The sequence below is a fragment of the Maribacter litoralis genome (genome assembly GCF_902506355.1).
GTDB classification, from domain to species: domain Bacteria; phylum Bacteroidota; class Bacteroidia; order Flavobacteriales; family Flavobacteriaceae; genus Maribacter; species Maribacter litoralis.
Window position 1 is genome coordinate 1,484,067 of sequence record NZ_LR733271.1, and the last position, 21,279, is coordinate 1,505,345.

Below are 21,279 nucleotides of genomic sequence, written 5' to 3' on the forward strand. Positions count from 1 at the left end.
TTGACAGTTTGCGTACTATCTTTACGCTTCTTATTTTTGTATATGCAATTTATCGCACGTTTTACACTCTTATTTTTTTGGCTATTTGCAATAACTGCACCTAGCATTATTACCCTGTGCGATGTTGATAACCCAATTGTTATTACCAATTTAAACGAGGAAGAGCAAGAAAGCGGTAAGAAATCAATGGGTGAAGAAAAATTTGTAAAAGATAATTCTATCCATTTTTCATTTATATCCATTCATGAAAACTCTATAATCGGAAACATGAATACCATAGGTTATCTAGACCTATATTTAGAAGTCTTTTCTCCTCCGCCAGATTACATTAGTTAATATTCCGTATTTTTTATATTAACTAATCAGTCCTTAATTTAGGACTTAATTATTTTACTTCATGTTCAAACATATTAAAAGTGATATTCCAGCGAGTATCGTTGTATTTTTTGTTGCGCTGCCTTTATGTTTAGGTATTGCATTAGCTAGTGGAGCCCCACTATTTTCAGGTTTAATTGCCGGTATTATTGGTGGTGTCGTTGTTGGCGGACTTAGTGGCTCCAAAATCGGAGTTAGTGGACCTGCTGCAGGTTTGGCAGCGATTGTTCTTACTGCAATCGGTACCTTAGGCGGGTATCAAAACTTTTTGGTCGCCGTAGTTTTAGGTGGTATTATCCAAATAGTATTTGGTGTTTTAAAGGCTGGTGTTATCGGCTATTATTTTCCCTCTTCAGTAATTAAAGGAATGCTTACCGGTATTGGTATTATTATTATACTGAAACAGATTCCTCACTTTTTTGGTTATGACCCAGATCCTGAAGGTGACTGGGCCTTTTTTCAAGTTGATGGAGAGAATACCTTTTCAGAGATACTCAACACTATCAACAATATCAGTCCCGGTGCTACCTTAGTAGCTATTATTGGATTATCTATATTGTTACTGTGGGACAAAGTTTTATCTAAAAAAGGAAAAATATTTCAGATAGTACAAGGACCGTTGGTAGCTGTAGCCGTGGGTATTATTTTTTATATTCTAACGCAGAACAGTGAAACACTTGCCATTTCAAATGAGCATTTAGTGAGCGTACCAGTACCGGAGGATGCTGCATCATTTTTAGGGCAGTTTAGTTTTCCGAACTTTAGTGCTATCTCTAATCCACAGGTATGGATAACAGGTTTTACCATTGCTCTAGTCGCTAGTTTAGAAACCTTACTTTGTGTTGAAGCAACAGATAAGTTGGATCCGCATAAAAATGTAACTCCTACAAACAGAGAATTACTTGCCCAAGGTACTGGTAACATCATCTCTGGTATGATCGGTGGTCTTCCTATTACACAGGTAATTGTTCGTAGTTCTGCAAACATTCAATCTGGTGGTAGAACGAAATTATCGGCTATCATTCACGGTTTTTTACTGTTGATTTCGGTGATTCTAATTCCAACGTTGTTGAATATGATTCCACTATCGGTTTTAGCGGCAATTTTATTCATTGTTGGGTTTAAACTAGCCAAACCTTCGCTATTCATGAAAATGTATAAGTTAGGTTGGAAACAATCGATTCCGTTTTTTGTTACCGTTTTAGGTATTGTATTTACAGATTTACTTATCGGTATCAGCTTAGGGCTAGCCGTTGGTATTGTTGTAATACTGCTTAAAAGTTACCAGAATTCACATTTTCTACATATTGAGGATAATAGTGATGGAAAGCACAAAATAAAAATGACCTTGGCAGAAGAAGTTACTTTTTTCAACAAAGGAGCAATTTTGAAAGAATTGGACAATCTACCTAAAAACACCTATCTAGAAATTGACATATTAAAGACTAGATATTTGGATCATGATATTGTAGAGATCTTAGAAGATTTCAGTTTAAAGGCCAAAGAAAGAAATATTGATATTAAGCTGATATCAAAACGTGGAGTGGTAGAAAATCCTCCAAGTTATATTGAGTTCTTTGAGAAAAGACCAAAATCTAAATTAAGCCTTAGCTAACAGATTATTTAATACGCAATTAAAATAATGTTCTTTTGTGCTCACCTAATCTATATAAACGTGTAAGTTTATAGGGAAAACAGATAAAGAACATATTAAAAATATATTATAAAACATTATGAAAGCACATACTAAAGAAACACAAGCCACAATGACTCCAGAAAAGTCGTTGACTTTTTTAAAGGAGGGCAATGAAAGATTTCAAAATAACCTAAAAGCAAACCGTAATCTCTTAGAGCAAGTTAATGATACTAGCGAAGGGCAATTTCCATTTGCTACAATTTTAAGTTGTATTGATTCTAGAGTATCTGCAGAGCTAGTTTTTGATCAAGGTCTTGGTGACATCTTCAGTGTTAGAATAGCAGGAAATTTTGTTAACGAAGATATACTTGGTAGTATGGAGTTCGGTTGCAAATTAGCCGGAACAAAACTAATTGTTGTTTTGGGCCATACTAGTTGTGGTGCCATTAAAGGTGCATGTGATCACGCAAGGTTAGGGAACTTAACCGCATTGATAAATAAAATTGAACCAGCAGTAGACGCTGTAAAAGAACCTACGGATGAAAGTCTTAGAAATTCCAAGAATTTAAAATTCGTAGATGAAGTGGCTTCTAAAAACGTAGAATTGACCATTGCGAACATTAGAAAGCAAAGTCCGGTTCTTGCAGAAATGGAAGAAAATGGAGAAATTAAAATTGTTGGCGCTATGTACGATATTGCTTCTGGAGCAGTATCATTCTATGAGTAAACATAGATTTGTATAGAAATACTTAAAAAAAACCGATGTGCTTACATCGGTTTTTTTATTTCTCATCTCACTTTTACATCGATATTAAAAGAGCATTTTCGCTTTTTAAGTATTCTAGCGTCTATATAAACCGCCAAAAACATATTAAACCTCTTTTAAAAGTTTTAAATTTGCGGCTTTAATCAACATTCATGATTGATAATATAAAGAAAGAAATTGCAACAGTAGCTTCGTTTACAGCCGATAACATTGAGGCCGTTGAAACGTTTAGAATTAAGTATCTAGGTAAGAAAGGAATTCTTAATGACTTTTTTGCTGAATTTAAAAATGTACCCAATGAACAAAAAAAGGAATTTGGGCAAACTATTAATGAGCTTAAGCAAGCTGCTACCGCAAAGGTTGAGTCTCTAAAAGAAGCTTTAGAGAATACACAAACCGAAGAACAGGTATATGGCGATTTAACCAGACCTGGAAATCCTATTGAGCTAGGAACCCGTCATCCAATCTCTATCGTAAAAAATAGGATCATCGATATTTTCTCAAGAATAGGTTTCAATGTTTCCGAAGGTCCAGAGATTGAAGATGATTGGCACAACTTTACCGCATTGAACTTACCAGAATACCATCCGGCAAGAGATATGCAAGACACTTTCTTTGTTCAAACAGATCCAGATATTCTTTTACGTACACATACCTCATCGGTACAAGTACGCTATATGGAAAACAACAAACCGCCAATTAGAACTATTTCTCCTGGTAGAGTTTATAGAAACGAAGCAATTTCCGCTAGATCACACTGCTTCTTTCATCAAGTAGAAGGTTTATACATTGACAAAGATGTTTCCTTTGCAGATCTAAAACAAACCCTGCAGTATTTTACTACCGAGCTTTTTGGAAAATCTAAAATTAGGCTTAGACCTTCTTATTTTCCATTTACTGAGCCAAGTGCAGAGGTAGACGTGTATTGGGGATTGGAAACCGAAACAGATTATAAGATGACCAAAGGTACCGGTTGGTTAGAAATAATGGGTTGTGGTATGGTAGATCCCAACGTTTTAAAAAATTGTGGTATAGACCCAGAAGTCTATTCTGGCTTTGCCTTCGGTATGGGTATAGATCGTATTGCTTTATTACTACACCAAATTTCTGATATTCGTTTATTAAGCGAAAATGATTTACGGTTTTTAGAGCAGTTTAAGAGCGCACTTTAAAGTAGTACAGTGAAAAAAGATATTGAAATACCAGTTGCCAAAGATGTTTATGTAGCCATGATTCGTGAATGGAACGAAGAATTTTTGGACAAAGATTGGAATGCCTATATCATTAACGATCGTAAAACACCTATTGAAATGACTATGGTAGTCTCTAAAGGGTATGATCAAGATCGTAAATCTTCTACGATGAGGCACGGTATCGGCGACATGGAACCTAAGTCTTTTAGAAAAATAGAGGTAGTACAAGAAGATGTTTTGGGGTTGAACAATGAGTTTTTTGTCACATTCTATGCGGATAATAAGTTGTACGAAAAACGCTTTGTGTTCGAAAAGAATACCGTGACAGAAAATAACTTGGTTAATATTCAATTGATCGATAAAGAGGGCATTTTGGCTAAGTAAGATTTTAAAAGCAACCAATGCATCATGCGGCTATCTAATAAATAAAACATGAAGCTTAAAATTGCAATCTTATTATTCATCATTATTTTAAACAATGCCTGTGACGTTTCTCAGGAAGGAACAGATTGTGCTTTAGTTGATTGTGCAGTTGGACAATTATTTTCTGTTGAGTTGATCGATAATGACGGTAATAATTTGATTACCAACGGCACCTATGCCATTTCAGAAATATCAATAACCACTAATGAATCTGAAATAGATTTAATACCCTTTAATTCTAACGATTTTCTAAATTTTATAGTTGAAAATAAAAGTGGTGAAAGCATTTATACCATACGATTTTCAGAATCTGAAATTGATACGTTAAATCTCAATTTGGTTGAATTGAACCAAACTTCTGTTTGCTGCGGCCCCTATTATGCAGTTCAAAGTGCTACTTATAATGGTACCGATCATGAGATACTGGCTAACGAGAATGATGATTTTTTTAAAATTACTGTAGTCAAGTAATTAAATTATTCCATTTCTAAACTCCTATAAATAGTAGTTATATTGGGCTAAATAGCTGTAACGAGACTCAACAGCATCTTCGATTCTTCTAAATTTCAATACTTTAACATTTTTTAAGTTCTTTTGGTTTGTTTGCTACCGAACTAATCATACCTTTGTGCTTTCAAATTAAAAAAATGAGTAAAGAAGAGAGCAAACAAGTATTAATAGAAGAGTTAGGAGTATACTTTGAGACAGAGTATGACCTACCTCCGCTTGCTGCCAGAATCTTTGCAAATTTAGTTGTTACCGATGAGGACGGATTAACTTTTGAAGATTGCCTTGAAAAAAGAGGTGCTAGTAAAAGTTCTATTTCCACATCTTTAAACCTATTACAACAAATTGGTTTTATCAACTATTTCACTAAATCTGGAGATCGTAAGCGTTATTTTAAAGTATCTCGAAAAGATGCAATTTTTAGCAATAAGCTTAAGCAATCATTAAAAAAGTTGGAAACAGAATGTAAAATGATTGATAAAGTAGCTACATACAATCAAAAATACAATGCATCAAAATATGAGGAAAACAAGGAAAAGAAAGAAATCTATCTTAATTGTTTAGAAGAAACCAAGAGAATTTTTAAGCAAACAATCAATGATCTAAAAAACTTTCAAGAATAATTTTTTTACACATTTAGTTCGTTTTTTACCGAACTATCAGAATTAACAAAACCTTAACAAGGAAACAACAATCATAAAAACAAGACCCATCTAAAATGAAAAAGTTATCAATTATAGGAATATTAAGTTCAGCTTTACTTTTAAGCTCATGCTTTGGTTCATCTGAAAAACCGGCACAAGGTGCTGCAGCACCACCTCCACCAAGTTTGGAAGTAGGTACTCTTAATCCAGAAACTATTACCATTTACAACGAATTTTCAACCACCTTGCAAGGAAAGCAAAATGTTGAAATATGGCCAAAAGTATCGGGCTTTGTTCAAGAGATTTATGTTGAAGAAGGTCAGAAAATTAAAAAGGGTCAATTACTTTTTAAACTAGAGACCCAAACCTTGAACCAAGATGCGAATGCTGCCAAAGCTTCCGTCAATGTTGCTCAGGTAGAAGTCAATAAGCTAAAGCCCCTGGTAGAAAAGAATATTATCAGTGAAGTGCAATTAGAGACCGCAAAAGCTCAATTAGAACAAGCAAAAGCTAATTACGAGAGTGTTACCTCTAACATTAACTATTCTAGAATTACTAGCCCGGTTGACGGCTATATTGGAGAAATTCCATTTAAAGTTGGAACATTGGTTAGCTCTAGTATGACACGACCTTTAACTACTGTTTCAGATATTAGTGAGGTACGTGCCTATTTTTCTTTAAACGAAAAAGAACTTTTAGAGCTAAAAGAGTCTATGCCTAAAAACGATAATAACCAAATGGATCTAGAGAAAGCTCCAAAGGTAACCCTTATAATGGTCAATGGTGAAGAATATCCACAACCCGGTAAAATAGCCATGATAAACAACATTATTAACAGTACTACAGGTAGCGTTACGGCTAGAGCAGATTTTGAAAACGAAAACAATTTGTTAAGCAGTGGTAGTACAGGTAAAATTAAACTTCCTGCTATATACCAAGATGCCTTTGAAGTTCCACAATCTGCCACTATCGATTTACAAGGTAAAAAACTGGTTTATGTTGTAAAAGATGACAATACGGTAACCACAAAGCCTTTAAATATTATTACAACTACCCAAAAAGGATTCATAGTTCAGAATGGTTTGGAAAAAGGTACAACCATTGTGCTTGAAGGTGTGTCAAAATTAAAAGACGGAATGACCATAAACCCGGTCAAATAACAATCCGAAATTCATTATAACATATAAATAAAGAACAATGTTTCAAAGATTTATAGATCGTCCCGTACTTTCTACGGTGATATCGATCATCATCGTCATACTTGGTATTTTGGGTTTATCAACCTTGCCAGTAGAACAATATCCAGAAATTGCCCCACCAACAGTTCAGGTAACAAGTACCTATACCGGGGCAAATGCTGAAACCGTATTGAACAGTGTTGTTATTCCGTTAGAGGAACAGATTAATGGTGTTGAAGACATGCTGTACATGACCTCTAACGCGAGTAACGACGGTGCATCTACCATCAATGTATTTTTTAAACTTGGTACTGACCCAGATATTGCAGCGGTTAACGTACAGAACAGGGTTGCGAGAGCAAATAGTGTATTACCACAGACCGTGGTTCAAACCGGTGTAATTACACAGAAATCACAAACCAGTGCATTGCTGTTCTTCTCATTATTCTCAGATAGTGATGAGTATGACGCTACATTCGTTGAAAACTATGCAAGAATTAATATCGTACCCAAGTTACAACGTATTGAAGGTGTAGGTAATGTAACCGTATTTGGTTCTAAAGATTACTCAATGCGTATCTGGTTAAATCCAGAAAAAATGGCAGCATATAATTTAATGCCATCTGATATTCAAGCAGCGTTAAACGAGCAAAACCTTGAAGCGGCAACCGGTAAGATCGGTGAAAATGCTGATGGTGTTTATGAGTATGTATTAAAATATAAAGGTCGTCTTTCTGAAGAAGCGGAATATGAAGACATTATTATTAGAGCACAGGAAAACGGACAGTTTTTAAGATTAAAGGATGTAGCCGAGATTGAATTAGGAGCTTTCAACTACGGTACAAAGAACGAAGGTATGGGTAAACCCGGTACTGCCGTTGGGGTCTTTCAAACCTCTGGATCTAATGCAAATGCCATTATTGACGAAATTGAAAGCATTTTACAAGAGAGCCAAAAAGATTTTCCAAAAGGATTGGATTATGTAATTCCATTTAACTCAAAAGATTTCTTAAGTGCTTCTATTGACCATGTAATACAAACATTAATTGAAGCCTTCTTATTGGTTTTCTTGGTAGTATTCATCTTCTTACAAGATTTTAGATCTACATTAATACCCGCTATTGCCGTTCCAGTGGCCATTGTAGGTACGTTCTTCTTCTTATCCCTATTTGGATATTCCATTAACATGCTGACTTTGTTCGCGATGATTCTCGCCATTGGTATTGTAGTGGATGATGCCATTGTGGTAGTCGAAGCGGTGCATGCGAAAATGGAAGAAGGGGCAACGAATGCTAAAGTGGCTACAAAATCTGCCATGTCCGAAATTTCAGGAGCAATTATCTCGATTACCTTGGTGATGTCAGCAGTATTTATTCCGGTGTCTTTCATTAGTGGATCATCGGGTGTGTTCTACCAACAATTTGGTATTACCTTGGCCATCGCCATTCTTATTTCTGCGGTGAATGCATTAACCTTGAGTCCGGCATTGGCTGCACTTTTATTGAAGCCTCATAACCCATCCGAAGAACATAAAAAAGGATTTACCAAACGTTTCTTCTCTGCTTTCAACACTGGGTTTGATGCCATGACAGATAAATATGTTGGTTCTGTTAAACTCTTTGCCAAAAGAAAATGGTTGACGTGGGGATCGCTTATAATATTCTCCCTAATTGCGGTTATGCTATTTAGGTCTACCCCAACAGGATTTATACCCAATGAGGATCAAGGACTAATTTTTGCCGATGTTACCATGCCACCGGGCACTACTTTGGAACAAACGCAAAAGACAGTGAAAAAACTTGATTCCATTTATCAATCTATGGATATCATTGAAGCGAGAATGAACATTACGGGTTTCAGTATTTTGAACAGTGTTAATGGTGGTTCTTACGGATTCTCTGTACTACGACTTAAAAACTGGGCAGAAAGAGAAGGTGAAGGCGAATCTGTTAAAGCGGTTCTAGGTAGTCTATTCGCTAAAACAGCTGGTTTAAAAGATGCTAAAATATTCTTCTTTACTCCGCCAAGTGTTAGAGGTTTTGGTAACTCTACAGGTTTTGAAATGAACTTACAGAGTAAAGATGCCGATGATTGGTCTTCTGTAAATGATGTTACCAATGAATTCTTAGCGGCACTGAACGCTAGGCCAGAGGTACAATATGCCATTACGAACTTTAACTCTAACTTCCCTCAATACGAGTTACAGGTAGATGTGGAAAAAACCAAAATGGCCGGCTTGGCAGTAACAGATGTTTTTAGTGCAATGCAGGGTTACTATGGTGGTCTTTACACAACAGATTTCAACAAATTCGGTAAGCAATACCGTGTAATGATACAGGCTAAACCTGAGGATAGAGCAGATGAAAATTCATTGAACCACATTTTTGTAACGAATGCCAACGGAGAATCTGTTGCGGTATCACAATTTGTTTCATTGAAGAAAATATACGGTCCGGAAGTGGTTAGTAGATTTAACCTTTTAAGTTCGGTAAAAATTAACGGTGCAATGAACCCTGGGTACTCAACGGGTGATGCTATTGCGGCTATTGAAGAGGTAACAGCACAGGTTTTACCTAATAACTACACCTATGAGTATTCTGGCCTTACCAAAGAAGAAAATAGTGCGGGCAGCCAAACCATCATCATATTTATGCTGAGTTTGGTATTCGTATACTTCTTATTAAGTGCACAGTACGAGTCGTACATCTTACCATTATCGATAATACTATCATTACCAATAGGTATTGCCGGTGCTATTGGATTTGTAAGTATGGCCGGACTTGAAAACAACATCTATTTTCAGATAGCTTTGATCATGCTTATTGGTCTTCTTTCTAAGAATGCCATTCTTATTGTAGAGTTTGCTTTGCAACGTAGAAAACATGGCATGTCAATAATCGATTCTGCCATAGATGGTGCAAAAGCGAGACTTAGACCTATTTTAATGACTTCGTTCGCCTTTATTCTTGGATTAATGCCATTGGCTCTGTCTAGCGGTATTGGTGCAGTAGGTAATAGATCTATTGGTATGAGTGCCGTTGGTGGTATGTTAATAGGTACCATATTCGGTTTGTTTGTTATACCGGCATTATATGTCATTTTCCAAACCATGCAAGAGCGTATTTCGGGCGCACCACAAGAAGTTATTGAAAATAAAGAACTATAGAAATCATGAATAAATTAGTCACTAATAAACTAATACTGGTTGCATTATTACCGCTTTTGTTGCAGTCTTGTTTTACAGCAAAAACGTATGAACGCCCCAGTGTAGAAACAGAAAACCTTTATAGAACAGATAATCTGCCACAAGACAGTATCTCTTTTGCAACGGTTTCATATAAAGACCTTTTTACAGATTCTTATTTAAAGACATATATAGAAAGGGGATTGCAAAACAATCTTGATATTAGAATTGCATTGCAGAATATTGCTGCTGCAGAGGCATATGTTAAACAAGGTAAGGCAGGTTATTTGCCTACCTTGAACGGTGCCGCAAGCGCTACAAGAACGGCAAAGAACAGTGAAAACGGACAGTTTGGTACACTTTTTACCCAACCATACAATCAATTTGAAATGTCTGGTACCGTTTCTTGGGAAGCCGATATATGGGGCAAAATTAGAAGTACTAAACGTGCCAGTGATGCCAGCTACCTACAAACCGTAGCTGCCCACAAAGCGGTAAAAACAAGTTTAGTTGCACAAATTGCGACTACGTATTACCAATTATTGGCTTTGGACAAACAGATTGCGGTTACCGAGAAAACCATAGAAACACGTTCTAAAAGTTTGGAGACCATTGAAGCGTTAAAAGAAGCTGGTCAAGAAAACCAAGTAGGTGTAGATCAGACCGCGGCACAACTATATAGTGCTCAAAGTCAATTATTAGACCTTAAGAACCTACAATATCAAGCTGAAAATACCTTGAGTATTTTGCTAAGTGAACCACCACAGGATTATGCGCGTAGTACACTAGATGAGCAAACACTACCTAGTGATTTAAAACTTGGTGTACCTGCCCTTTTATTACGCAACAGACCAGATATTATGCAGGCAGAATATGGATTGGTGAACAGCTTTGAGCTAACAAATGTTGCTAGAAGTAACTTTTACCCTTCTATTACGCTATCTGCCCAAGGTGGACTGCAAAGTTTAGAAATTGATAACTGGATAGATTCTAGCTCCATCTTTGCAAACCTAGTTGGCGGACTTACACAACCTATTTTTAATGGGCGAAAAATTAGAACTGCTTATGAAGTTGCAAAAATAGAGCAAGAGCAGTCGTTGCTAAGCTTTAAACAAGCACTTTTAACAGCTGGCAAAGAAGTGTCAGAAGCTTTATACGATTACAATATTGCTGTTGAAAAAGAAGTATTCGTGAGTAAACAAGTGGTTGCCCTAAAAAGAGCTGAAACCAATTCTGAAGAACTATTGAACAGTGGTTACCTAACGTATTTAGATCTATTAACGGCAAGAGAAAATTCATTGAACGCCGAACTCAATTTAGTGGACAACAAATTTTCTCAACTATCGGCTACCGTAGAGTTATATCGCTCACTTGGTGGCGGATGGCAATAGATCTATGCTTTAAAAAAATGCAGAAAAAAACTGAATATATTGAACAGGCATTAGTGCTTTTCTCTAAATATGGATGCAAAAGGGTCGGAATGGATGATGTGGCTGAGACCCTTGGCATCTCTAAAAAAACATTATATGAAGTTTTTGAAAACAAGAGTGATCTTGTACACGAAAGTGTTACACTTTTACTGAATAGAACGCATGATAAAATGAGTAGGTTTTTTCAAACTTCTGATCAAACGCCAAATCCATTTAATAATATTATTCATATTTATAGAGTAGGACTTAAGGAGCTAAGAAACCTAAGTCCTACTTTTTTATATAGCTTAAAGAAATATTACCTTCAATCCTATAGACTTTATGACAATTTTACCAAAGCGGTAGTCTGGACCTACGTTTTGGATTTATTGGAAGAAGCAAAGACTAAAGGACTCTTAAGAGATAACATAAACATTAAGCTCATATGCGAGCTATTTCTTCTTAGAATAAATGAGGTAATAGTACCAAATAGAGATTTTTTTGATAGCTATACTACAGATGAACTTTTGGAACATTTAATTATAGTGCCGTTACATGGCATTAAAAAATAAAAACGTGTTAACGTAGTCCAAAACCTTTTGCAGCCCACCATGGGTGAATTTCTATTTGTAACCTTCCTGCCTTTACCATAGGATCTGCATTTGCCAAACTATCGGCCATTTCAATATTTGGTGTATTGTAAATTGTGATTCCCTTAATATCTCCATCATCTCCAAAAGGACCCGAAATATCGGCATACCCTAATTCATACATCTTACTCAAATGCGCCATGTGCAGACGTTGTAGGCTATCTGCCTCAGATTTGGTTTGCTTACGGTTTGGTCCACTTTTTAAAAAAGCAATATAGTACTCTTGCATAAGTACGGTGTCCTTGGTTTTTTCATCTACATATTCAAAAATTTGAAAACCTTTGTCAGTAAGCTCTGTCTTCAACTTTGCCGCCGATTTCTTTTGCGCTTTAGGTTCAACGTTGGCGACTTCCGTTGTATTTTCTTTACAGGCCTGTATAAAGATTAACGCTATTAATACCCAACAAATGTTTCTATTACTTACCATAAATTAAAGGGTGTTTTGCTTAATTGAGAGTTATAGTATTTTACTTCTCCTGTTACTTCAATTCCAAGCCAAGCGGGTTTATCAAAAGATTCATTTTCATGGTTCAATTCGATTTCAGCCACTGTTAGTCCTTCATTTTCATCATAAAATTCATCAACCTCATAAACATGGTTTCCTATCGGTACTTCATACCTGTATTTATCTAGAATTCCTTTTTCACACAACTTCAATAGATTTTCTGCATCTTCTACAGAAATTTCTTTTTCCCATTCAAATCTAGATGTGCCGGAAGTATTGGATTTCCCCTTTACGGTAATAAAGCCTAGCTCTCCCTTAATCCTTACCCTTACCGTTCTATTGGGATCGGTGTTTAAAAAACCTTGAACAATTCTGGTTTTAGAACTTGCTACCGATTTATAATCGTCAGATTTCACCAAAAATTTACGCTCTATTTCTATCATATGAATGGTTAAAACTACTATCCAAAAACTAAGATAAGTCTTAAATTTGCTTATGCCCAATGAAATGCCCTTGCGAAAAATTATTCATGTTGATATGGATGCATTTTATGCCTCTGTAGAAGAATTGGATAACCCTGATTTAAAAGGGAAACCTCTGGCAGTAGGCGGAAGTGAAAAAAGAGGTGTTGTTTCTGCCGCCAATTATGAAGCCCGTAAATTTGGGGTACGCAGTGCAATGAGCGGATTTCAAGCCAAAAAAAACTGTCCACACCTAACTTTTGTAAAACCGCGGTTTGACCGTTACAAAGAAATCTCAAAGCAAATACGGGCAATTTTCTTTGAATACACTGATCTTGTAGAACCGCTGTCTCTTGACGAAGCTTATCTTGATGTTACCGTCAACAAAAAAGGGAATCCTTCTGCTACCATGCTTGCCACTGAAATTCGTCAACGCATTCTAGAAAAAACAGGCTTAAATGCTTCTGCAGGCATCTCCATCAACAAATTCATAGCCAAAGTTGCTAGTGATATAAATAAACCTAACGGACAAAAAACCGTAAACCCAGAAGAAGTGATTCCTTTTTTGGAAAATTTAGACATACGTAAGTTTTATGGAGTGGGTAAAGTCACCGCTGAAAAAATGTATAAGCTGGGCATTTTTACCGGCAAGGACTTAAAAGGAAAATCAATCGAATTTCTAGCTGATAATTTTGGCAAGAGCGGTCCCTACTATTACCACGTGGTACGTGGTATACACAACAGCGAAGTTAAACCACACCGCATTCCAAAATCAGTTGGTGCAGAGCGTACTTTCAATGAAAATCTTAGCAGTGAGGTTTTTATGCTAGAGCGATTAGAGCACATTGCCCAAGAATTAGAAAGAAGACTAACGAAATCAAAAGTTGCCGGTAAAACAATCACCCTGAAGATAAAATACAGCGATTTTACTTTAAATACCAGAAGTAAAACAATGCCTTATTTTATAGCTGATAAAGACCTCATTTTAGAGACTGCAAAAGATCTTTTATACCAAGAAGAGCTGCAAAATTCCGTTAGGCTATTAGGTATTTCTTTATCTAACCTAAATACAGAGGATAAAAAAGCCAAAAAAACTGACGATAAATCAATTTTAGTGCAATTAAAGTTTGATTTTTAAATATTGCACCCTTTTTTTAACCTTTTGTCCAATAATTAAAAAAGTTAACAAAAATTAACGGCTTATAGTTGTACAGCAATAATTGCTAAGATAATTTTGGTTGCTTTAAATGAAAAAGAGTTTATTAAAATTTCTTCTTTCCCTCTGTATACTACTTACGGGTATATACAGCCCCCTATTTGCTAACTACAATATAGAGGGTACTTCTTTTCATTCGGTTCAAAAACTCTCAAATTCAATTTCAAATACCCCAGAGGCGGCTTCTTTTCATAAAGCAGTTCTTAAAAACTCATTTGGCAACCTCAACAAGCTTCTTGAGATTGAAGCTATTGAAATTGAAGAAGAAGAGAATGAGCAATCTCATGTTAAAAAAGTGGTGGAGTACCAACAAGCCTCTGCTTCTTTTTATTTATTAGCTGTTTTATTCTTATTCAGCTATTTTACAAATAACAGCACACTACACAAGCTATTTACTTTTCTACCTGTAGCAAATAGGCGCTTTGTCCTATACCAGGTATTTCGCATTTAAAATTTCCCTAGGTCAAGTACTCAACTTGACCCGAACATCACAACATTATTAAGCAACAGCCAATTTAAGATGTATCATCTTGTGCTTTAATGTTGTATGTCTCCACATTTTCAAATTACATTTTCCAATCAATTAAATATTCATTTTTATGACCAAGAGCGTACTCCTGATCGCTACCGCATGCACATTGTTTATTGCGGCAAGCTGTAATTCTAAAAAAGAAAAAAAAGAAGAGCACACCAAATTTTTAGTCACTAGTCCCATTAAAAAAGATACTTCAATTACAAAAGACTATGTGTGTCAAATTAACTCCTTTAAACATATTGAACTAAGAGCCTTAGAGAAAGGGTATTTGAAGGAAATTCACGTTGACGAAGGTCAGATTGTGAAAAAAGGGCAAAAAATGTTCAACATTATGCCGAACATCTATGAAGCCGATCTACAAAAAGCAAAAGCAGAGGCAAAAGTTGCCGAAATAGAATTACAAAACACCCAACTTTTAACCGATGGTAATGTCGTTTCTAAAAACGAACTTGCCATGGCAAAAGCCAATTATGACAAAGCCAATGCCGAAGTATCGTTAGCACAGACCCATTTAGGTTTCACCAATATTCGTGCACCTTTTGATGGTATTATGGACCATTTACACGTTAGGGAAGGAAGCCTTTTAGATGAGGGTGAACTATTGACCACATTATCGGATAATTCTAAAATGTGGGTGTATTTCAATGTGCCCGAAGCAGAGTATCTAGACTACATAATGAGTACTGATAAAGATGCCAAAAAAGAGGTACAACTCTTAATGGCGAACAACAAAAAGTTCAACCAAAAGGGTATTGTTGAAACTATTGAAGGTGAATTCAACAATGAAACCGGTAATATTGCCTTTAGGGCCACCTTCCCAAATCCAGATCAAATTCTAAGGCATGGTGAAACCGGTAGTGTTCTTATGACCATTCCTTTTAAATCTGCATTGATCATACCTCAAAAAGCAACTTTTGAAATATTGGACAAACGCTACGTTTTTGTTTTGGATCAAGACGATGTTGTTCACCAAACCGAAATTTCCGTTTCCGCAGAACTTCCTCACCTTTTTGTGATAAGCAAGGGATTACAGCCAACGGACAGAATTTTAGTAGACGGTATTAGAATGGTTAAAAACAACGAAAAGATAGAAACCGTATTTGCCGAACCTGCCGAAGTAATGTCAAAATTGGCAGTTTACGCCGAGTAACTAAAAAACAAAGAACATGTTCAGTAAGTTTATAAAAAGACCGGTATTGGCCATCGTCATATCGGTAATCATAGTATTCGTAGGGTTGCTTTCCATTAAGCAATTGCCTATTTCACAATTCCCTGATATTGCACCTACGACGGTCAATATCTTTATTGCCTACCCTGGTTCTAGCGCAGATGTATTGGTGAAATCCACGCTTATCCCTTTAGAAACCGCTATAAACGGTGTTCAAGGTATGCGCTATATTGCCTCTGATGCAACTAGTGCAGGTGAAGGTACGCTCCGTATTATTTTTGAACCCGGCACAGATCCAAATCAAGCCGTGGTTAGGGTAAAAACAAGGGTAGATCAAGTTATGCCCTTATTACCAGAACTGGTGCAACGAGAAGGGGTTATCATAACTCCCGTACAGCCAAGTATGTTAATGTACGTAAATCTATATAGCGACAATAGTGACGACCATGAGTTGTTTCTTTATAACTATGCCTATACTAAAATGATTCCTGAAATTCAGCGAATAGACGGTATTGCAAGTGCTCAAATTTTAGGTAGCCGAAAGTTTGCTATGCGCGTATGGTTGAAACCAGACCGTATGCGTGCCTATAATATTTCTGCAGAAGAGATTCTTCAAGCTATGGAGGAGCAGAGTATTTTGGCTCGACCAGGTAGAATTGGGCAAAGTTCAGGTAAAACATCGCAGTCACTAGAATATGTGCTCTTATACCAAGATAGGTATGATGAGCCACAACAGTACAAAGACATAATTCTTAAGGCGAACCCAGAAGGAGAAATACTAACCTTGGGCGATGTTGCCGATGTTGAATTAGGCAGTGAGTTCTTTGATATCTACTCTAATCTAGATGGTAAGCCCTCTGCCTCTATTGTATTAAAACAAACTTTTGGTAGTAATGCCAGCGATGTAATTGCCGAAGTCAAAGAGAAACTGGCAGAGTTAAAAACAGAATTGCCCACAGGTTTAGATTATAAAATTAGCTATGATGTATCTAACTTTTTAAACGCATCCATAGATCAAGTTATACATACATTAAGAGATGCATTTATATTGGTTGCCATTGTAGTTTTCCTCTTTTTGGGCGATTGGCGTTCTACCTTAATACCCATTATAGCCGTACCTGTTTCTTTGATCGGGGCATTTTTTATAATGCAATTGTTCGGTCTCTCCATAAACTTAATTACGCTATTTGCTTTGGTACTCGCTATTGGTATAGTGGTCGATGATGCCATTGTGGTGGTAGAAGCAGTGCATGCCAAAATGGAAGAAAAACACTTGAGCCCCTATGAAGCGGTAAAACTAGTGGTAAATGAAATTGGAGGGGCAATTATTGCCATTACATTGGTAATGGTTTCCGTATTTATTCCCATTGCTTTTATGACGGGGCCCGTTGGTGTTTTCTACAGACAGTTTTCCATAACCATGGCGGGATCCATTATTTTATCTGCCATTGTTGCATTGACATTGACACCGGTGCTTTGTGCCATGATCCTTAAGAAGGATAACGGTAAAAAACGTAAAAAATCACCTATTGATAAATTCGTTGATTGGTTCAATAAAGGTTTTGAGAAACTAACCGGTAGCTATGTTAAGGTGCTGAATAAAATTGTGGCTAGACGAGTACTTACCTTTGGTATTCTAGCGGCATTTTGCGTTGGTATTTTCTTTACAAATGAATCTTTACCTGCAGGGTTTATACCAAATGAAGACCAAGGTATGATTTATGCCATTATTCAGACTCCACCGGGTTCTACGCTAGAACGTACCAATGATGTAGCAAGAAAACTGCAATTGATCTGTGAGGAAACCGAGGGTGTTGAATCTGCTTCTTCATTAGCTGGTTACGAAATTATGACAGAAGGTCGTGGATCTAATGCCGGTACGGTTTTAATTAACCTTAAACCTTGGGGAGACCGCCACCATTCTGTTCATGAAATTATGGAAGAACTGGAAGAGGAAACCAAAGATCTTGGAGCCGTAATTGAATATTTTGAGCCACCTGCGGTACCTGGTTTTGGTTCTTCCGGGGGATTTTCCATGCGTCTTCTTGACAAAACCGATGGAACCGATTATCACGAATTTGAAAAAATCAACAATGATTTTATGGCTGCATTGTCCGAGCGTGGAGAACTAACTGGGCTATTTACTTTTTACTCGGCCAACTATCCGCAGTACGAATTGAAAATCAATAATAAAATAGCCATGCAAAAAGGGGTTTCCATAGATAAAGCCATGGAAAACCTAAATATTCTTATTGGTAGTACTTACGAGCAAGGTTTTATACGTTTTGGTAGATTCTTTAAAGTGTATACCCAGGCAGCTCCAGAATATAGGGCCTTGCCTTCTGACCTGGAGAAATTGTTCGTAAAGAACGAAGAAGGCGAAATGGTGCCATATTCTGCATTTATGTCCATGGAAAAGAAACTGGGTCCGAATGAAATTACCCGTTACAATCTGTACAATTCAGCTTCCATAAGAGGGCTTCCGGCAATTGGATTTACTAGTGGAGATGCTATTGAGGCCATAAACGAAGTTGCAGAACAAACACTGCCCAGGGGTTTTGATGTAGCTTGGGAAGGATTATCGTATGATGAGGCACAAAGAGGTAATGAATCCATTTACATTTTCATGGTAGTTTTAATCTTCGTTTACTTTGTTCTTGCCGCTCAGTATGAAAGTTTCTTACTTCCGTTGACCATCATCTTGTCATTACCGGTAGGTGTTTTAGGGTCTTTCTTTATGCTAAAGGCTATGGGGCTGGCAAACGATGTTTATGCACAAATCGGACTCATAATGCTTGTTGGTCTCTTAGGTAAAAATGCTGTGCTTATCGTAGAATTTGCGGTACAGAAAAGAAGACAGGGCAGCACCATTCTAGAAGCCGCCATTGAGGGTGCAAAAGTACGTTTTAGACCAATTTTAATGACTTCTTTTGCTTTTATAGCAGGATTGATTCCGTTGGTAATTGCACATGGCGCAGGTGCAATCGGAAATAGAACCATAGGTGGATCTGCCATGGGAGGTATGCTTATGGGTACCCTAATAGGAGTACTTATAATTCCTGGTCTGTACTACATTTTTGCAAGAATGGCAGATGGTCGCGGACTCATAAAAGGAGAATCTGACGAGCCAATTTCAGAAGAATTTGTACGAATCAGTGAGGGCGAAAGCAAAACCCGTCAAAAGCTTCGTGAGTTAAAACAAATGATTAAAAAACTAACCAAAAGAGAAGATAATGATTAAAGTTATTAAACCCTTGAAGCATGGAAAATTGCTTTTCGTGCTTCTAATTCAAATAGGCTTTTTCTATTCTTGTGTACCCACTAAAGAATTGATAGTAGCCAATAAAGATCTTCCAGAGAATTATGCACAACAATTAACGGATAGCGTTAATAGTGCACAATTAAAATGGAAAGATTTCTTTGAAGACGAATACCTGGTGGCCTTAATAGATACGGCATTGGCCAACAACCAAGAGTTACGCATTATGATGCAGCAGATTGATGTAGCACAAAATGAAGTAAAAGCCAGAAAAGGAGAATACCTTCCTTTTATTGATTACGGTGTTAGCGCAGAGGTAGAAAAGGTTGGCGAATACACGCGTAACGGTGCTGTTGAAAAAAACCTGGATGTAAAAGAGGGAGAAGAATTTCCAGAACCGTTAACCGATTATTCCGCAGGATTATTTGCTACATGGGAACTTGATGTTTGGAAAAAACTTCGCAATTCTAAAAAGGCGGCGGCATTAGAGTACTTGTCTACCATTGAGGGAAAAAACTTTATGGTGACAAGGTTAATAGCAGAAATTGCCCAGTCATATTATGAATTGATCGCATTAGATAATCAATTGGCAATTATTGAACAAAATCTAGAACTACAGGGCAACGCTTTAAAAATGGTTCGATTACAAAAAGAAGCTGCCAGAGCCACAGAATTGGCAGTTAAAAGGTTTGAGGCGGAGGTAGCCAAGAACAAAAGTCACAAATTTGAAGTTCAACAAGAAATTGTTGAAATGGAAAACAAGTTGAATTTTTTGGTCGGTAGACAGCCACAACCCATTAATAGAAATGCTGAAGATTTCATTGAAACCAAAATCAATGCAATAAATGCCGGTATTCCTTCGCAGATACTTTTAAATAGACCCGATATTAGACAAGCGGAATTTGAACTGGAAGCCGCAAAACTGAATATTAAGGTTGCAAGAGCTAACTTTTACCCTTCTATTGGGCTTAAGGCAGGTGTAGGTTTACAAGCGTTTAAACCTAAGTACCTAACACAAACTCCAGAATCTTTACTCTATAGTGCCGTTGGGGATATTGTAGGTCCATTAATCAATAGAAATGCTATTAAAGCTGATTATAACACTGCAAATTCTAAGCAGATTCAGGCAGTTTATGAGTATGAAAAAGCAATTTTAAGTGGATATATAGAAGTAGTGAACATGCTATCTAAAATAGAAAACCTTAAAAAAAGCTACGTTCTAAAAGAGGAACAAGTGGAAGCTTTAACGGCATCTATTGATTTGTCTACAAGGCTATTTCAATCGGCAAGAATAGAATACATTGAGGTACTTTTAACACAGCGTGAAGCACTGGAGTCTAAAATGGAGTTGGTTGAAACCAAAAAAGATCAACTATTGGCAAATATAAATGTTTATCAAGCCTTAGGTGGTGGATGGAACTAACTACACCGTAGTTAATTTCAATTAAAGAAAATCCTCAATAGTGGTAAAACATTATTGGGGATTTTTAATGAATTGCCCATATTTAAGGATTATTACTCTTTTAATTGTTCAACGTTTTAATGCCTGTAATACCTAAACTTATATGATTACTTAAACATTTATATTAATCCATTATTAAAGTTATTATCATAGTAGGTAATTTTCTTAGCTTTAACGCCAAGCGTAATGAAAACAAAAATATTTTTCAATCTAAACTTCACAAAATGAATGAGCTAAGAGATTATGATAATGCAAATATCAAGTTTAGAAAAAGTTTAAAATTTACAATGCTACCTGTACTTTCTTGGGATTTTTATGCTCCAAACTATGAGGATATTAAGCATTTAGAAGAGGATTATAATTCCCTCTTATCATTGGTTTCTTCAAATTCATGGAATATTGACCCAAGTATTATAGATAAGAAATTAAGGACTGACAAAAATATTATTGTAGTAACCGATACTCAATTAAATATTGTTTTTGCCACAAAGAATATGTGGAATATGAGTCAATACAGACCAGAGGAAATTTTAGGTAAAAGTCCAAAAATGTTTCAAGGTGAATTAACCTCAAAATCTACATTAAAAATAGTTTCAAATGCAATTAAGGAAAAGAATTCATTTGAAGTTACTGTCGTCAATTACAGAAAAGATGGTTCTACATATAATTGTTGTATACAAGGCGAACCTATTTTTGACCGTAATGGCAATGTTGTCAATTTTATAGCCTATGAAAAAGAAGTAGCATAAACTCTCCGATTACAATACA

Annotated in this window: 19 protein-coding genes; 17 read left to right on the top strand and 2 right to left on the bottom strand. The window is 36.4% G+C overall.

Annotated features, from left to right (window positions below; translation table 11 throughout):
- Positions 1 to 42: 42 nt before the first annotated feature.
- The 11 genes from EXIGUO8A_RS06205 to EXIGUO8A_RS06255 all read left to right on the top strand — a co-directional run bounded on the left by EXIGUO8A_RS06205 (position 43) and on the right by EXIGUO8A_RS06255 (position 11,887).
- Positions 43 to 336: a hypothetical protein gene (locus EXIGUO8A_RS06205; protein ID WP_116771395.1), complete on the top strand. Its 294-nt coding sequence runs from the start codon at positions 43 to 45 to the stop codon at positions 334 to 336.
- 61 nt (positions 337 to 397) lie between these two features.
- Positions 398 to 1,990 (top strand): SulP family inorganic anion transporter, encoded by a 1,593-nt coding sequence (locus EXIGUO8A_RS06210; RefSeq protein ID WP_159302431.1) that lies wholly within the window; start codon positions 398 to 400, stop codon positions 1,988 to 1,990.
- Between the two features lie 118 nt (positions 1,991 to 2,108).
- A complete protein-coding gene (locus EXIGUO8A_RS06215; protein WP_116771397.1) occupies positions 2,109 to 2,738 on the top strand; it encodes a carbonic anhydrase family protein in 630 nt (209 codons plus the stop codon).
- A gap of 191 nt (positions 2,739 to 2,929) precedes the next feature.
- Positions 2,930 to 3,949, top strand: coding sequence for a phenylalanine--tRNA ligase subunit alpha (pheS, locus tag EXIGUO8A_RS06220; protein WP_116771398.1), 1,020 nt, complete (start codon positions 2,930 to 2,932; stop codon positions 3,947 to 3,949).
- A gap of 9 nt (positions 3,950 to 3,958) precedes the next feature.
- Positions 3,959 to 4,354, top strand: coding sequence for a hypothetical protein (locus EXIGUO8A_RS06225; protein ID WP_116771399.1), 396 nt, complete (start codon positions 3,959 to 3,961; stop codon positions 4,352 to 4,354).
- 48 nt (positions 4,355 to 4,402) lie between these two features.
- Complete coding sequence (locus EXIGUO8A_RS06230; RefSeq protein WP_159302432.1) at positions 4,403 to 4,864, top strand: hypothetical protein; 462 nt, start codon at positions 4,403 to 4,405, stop codon at positions 4,862 to 4,864.
- 176 nt (positions 4,865 to 5,040) lie between these two features.
- On the top strand, positions 5,041 to 5,523 hold the full coding sequence (locus EXIGUO8A_RS06235; protein WP_159302433.1) for a GbsR/MarR family transcriptional regulator: 483 nt from the start codon (positions 5,041 to 5,043) through the stop codon (positions 5,521 to 5,523).
- Between the two features lie 95 nt (positions 5,524 to 5,618).
- A complete protein-coding gene (locus EXIGUO8A_RS06240; protein WP_159302434.1) occupies positions 5,619 to 6,704 on the top strand; it encodes an efflux RND transporter periplasmic adaptor subunit in 1,086 nt (361 codons plus the stop codon).
- 37 nt (positions 6,705 to 6,741) lie between these two features.
- Positions 6,742 to 9,888, top strand: coding sequence for an efflux RND transporter permease subunit (locus EXIGUO8A_RS06245; protein ID WP_159302435.1), 3,147 nt, complete (start codon positions 6,742 to 6,744; stop codon positions 9,886 to 9,888).
- A 5-nt stretch (positions 9,889 to 9,893) separates the two neighbouring features.
- Positions 9,894 to 11,297 carry a TolC family protein gene (locus EXIGUO8A_RS06250; RefSeq protein ID WP_159302436.1) on the top strand — a complete coding sequence of 468 codons (1,404 nt, stop codon included), beginning with the start codon at positions 9,894 to 9,896 and terminating at the stop codon, positions 11,295 to 11,297.
- Positions 11,298 to 11,314: 17 nt separating this feature from the next.
- The gene (locus tag EXIGUO8A_RS06255) at positions 11,315 to 11,887 is read left to right on the top strand and encodes a TetR/AcrR family transcriptional regulator (RefSeq protein ID WP_159302437.1); all 573 of its coding nucleotides are present in this window, start codon (positions 11,315 to 11,317) and stop codon (positions 11,885 to 11,887) included.
- Positions 11,888 to 11,894: 7 nt separating this feature from the next.
- Here EXIGUO8A_RS06255 and EXIGUO8A_RS06260 read toward each other — a convergent pair whose 3' ends face one another.
- A complete protein-coding gene (locus EXIGUO8A_RS06260; RefSeq protein ID WP_159302438.1) occupies positions 11,895 to 12,392 on the bottom strand; it encodes a YciI family protein in 498 nt (165 codons plus the stop codon).
- Entirely contained in the window at positions 12,386 to 12,853 is a 468-nt protein-coding gene (locus EXIGUO8A_RS06265; RefSeq protein WP_159302439.1) for a CYTH domain-containing protein, read from the bottom strand. Before EXIGUO8A_RS06265 ends, EXIGUO8A_RS06260 begins: the two co-directional genes overlap by 7 nt.
- A gap of 52 nt (positions 12,854 to 12,905) precedes the next feature.
- Between EXIGUO8A_RS06265 and dinB the strand changes: the two genes are divergently transcribed.
- The 6 genes from dinB (at position 12,906) to EXIGUO8A_RS06295 (ending at position 21,260) form a co-directional block, all read left to right on the top strand.
- Positions 12,906 to 14,009 (top strand): DNA polymerase IV, encoded by a 1,104-nt coding sequence (dinB, locus tag EXIGUO8A_RS06270; protein WP_159302440.1) that lies wholly within the window; start codon positions 12,906 to 12,908, stop codon positions 14,007 to 14,009.
- Positions 14,010 to 14,118: 109 nt separating this feature from the next.
- Positions 14,119 to 14,538 (top strand): hypothetical protein, encoded by a 420-nt coding sequence (locus tag EXIGUO8A_RS06275; RefSeq protein WP_159302441.1) that lies wholly within the window; start codon positions 14,119 to 14,121, stop codon positions 14,536 to 14,538.
- Positions 14,539 to 14,686: 148 nt separating this feature from the next.
- Positions 14,687 to 15,772 carry an efflux RND transporter periplasmic adaptor subunit gene (locus tag EXIGUO8A_RS06280; RefSeq protein ID WP_159302442.1) on the top strand — a complete coding sequence of 362 codons (1,086 nt, stop codon included), beginning with the start codon at positions 14,687 to 14,689 and terminating at the stop codon, positions 15,770 to 15,772.
- Between the two features lie 16 nt (positions 15,773 to 15,788).
- Complete coding sequence (locus EXIGUO8A_RS06285) at positions 15,789 to 19,031, top strand: efflux RND transporter permease subunit (protein WP_159302443.1); 3,243 nt, start codon at positions 15,789 to 15,791, stop codon at positions 19,029 to 19,031.
- Complete coding sequence (locus EXIGUO8A_RS06290) at positions 19,024 to 20,472, top strand: TolC family protein (RefSeq protein ID WP_159302444.1); 1,449 nt, start codon at positions 19,024 to 19,026, stop codon at positions 20,470 to 20,472. Before EXIGUO8A_RS06285 ends, EXIGUO8A_RS06290 begins: the two co-directional genes overlap by 8 nt.
- Before the next feature lie 263 nt (positions 20,473 to 20,735).
- Complete coding sequence (locus EXIGUO8A_RS06295) at positions 20,736 to 21,260, top strand: PAS domain-containing protein (RefSeq protein WP_159302445.1); 525 nt, start codon at positions 20,736 to 20,738, stop codon at positions 21,258 to 21,260.
- The last annotated feature ends 19 nt before the right edge of the window (positions 21,261 to 21,279 follow it).

Excerpts from the sequence above, each read along its gene's own strand:
- EXIGUO8A_RS06290 (WP_159302444.1), top strand. The coding sequence starts at position 19,024 with ATGATTAAAGTTATTAAACCCTTGAAGCATGGAAAATTGCTTTTCGTG.
- EXIGUO8A_RS06265 (WP_159302439.1), bottom strand. The coding sequence starts at position 12,853 with ATGATAGAAATAGAGCGTAAATTTTTGGTGAAATCTGACGATTATAAA.
- EXIGUO8A_RS06240 (WP_159302434.1), top strand. The coding sequence starts at position 5,619 with ATGAAAAAGTTATCAATTATAGGAATATTAAGTTCAGCTTTACTTTTA.
- EXIGUO8A_RS06245 (WP_159302435.1), top strand. The coding sequence starts at position 6,742 with ATGTTTCAAAGATTTATAGATCGTCCCGTACTTTCTACGGTGATATCG.
- EXIGUO8A_RS06260 (WP_159302438.1), bottom strand. The coding sequence starts at position 12,392 with ATGGTAAGTAATAGAAACATTTGTTGGGTATTAATAGCGTTAATCTTT.
- dinB (WP_159302440.1), top strand. The coding sequence starts at position 12,906 with ATGCCCAATGAAATGCCCTTGCGAAAAATTATTCATGTTGATATGGAT.
- EXIGUO8A_RS06215 (WP_116771397.1), top strand. The coding sequence starts at position 2,109 with ATGAAAGCACATACTAAAGAAACACAAGCCACAATGACTCCAGAAAAG.
- EXIGUO8A_RS06250 (WP_159302436.1), top strand. The coding sequence starts at position 9,894 with ATGAATAAATTAGTCACTAATAAACTAATACTGGTTGCATTATTACCG.
- EXIGUO8A_RS06275 (WP_159302441.1), top strand. The coding sequence starts at position 14,119 with ATGAAAAAGAGTTTATTAAAATTTCTTCTTTCCCTCTGTATACTACTT.
- pheS (WP_116771398.1), top strand. The coding sequence starts at position 2,930 with ATGATTGATAATATAAAGAAAGAAATTGCAACAGTAGCTTCGTTTACA.
- EXIGUO8A_RS06205 (WP_116771395.1), top strand. The coding sequence starts at position 43 with ATGCAATTTATCGCACGTTTTACACTCTTATTTTTTTGGCTATTTGCA.
- EXIGUO8A_RS06295 (WP_159302445.1), top strand. The coding sequence starts at position 20,736 with ATGAATGAGCTAAGAGATTATGATAATGCAAATATCAAGTTTAGAAAA.
- EXIGUO8A_RS06280 (WP_159302442.1), top strand. The coding sequence starts at position 14,687 with ATGACCAAGAGCGTACTCCTGATCGCTACCGCATGCACATTGTTTATT.
- EXIGUO8A_RS06210 (WP_159302431.1), top strand. The coding sequence starts at position 398 with ATGTTCAAACATATTAAAAGTGATATTCCAGCGAGTATCGTTGTATTT.
- EXIGUO8A_RS06235 (WP_159302433.1), top strand. The coding sequence starts at position 5,041 with ATGAGTAAAGAAGAGAGCAAACAAGTATTAATAGAAGAGTTAGGAGTA.
- EXIGUO8A_RS06255 (WP_159302437.1), top strand. The coding sequence starts at position 11,315 with ATGCAGAAAAAAACTGAATATATTGAACAGGCATTAGTGCTTTTCTCT.
- EXIGUO8A_RS06285 (WP_159302443.1), top strand. The coding sequence starts at position 15,789 with ATGTTCAGTAAGTTTATAAAAAGACCGGTATTGGCCATCGTCATATCG.
- EXIGUO8A_RS06230 (WP_159302432.1), top strand. The coding sequence starts at position 4,403 with ATGAAGCTTAAAATTGCAATCTTATTATTCATCATTATTTTAAACAAT.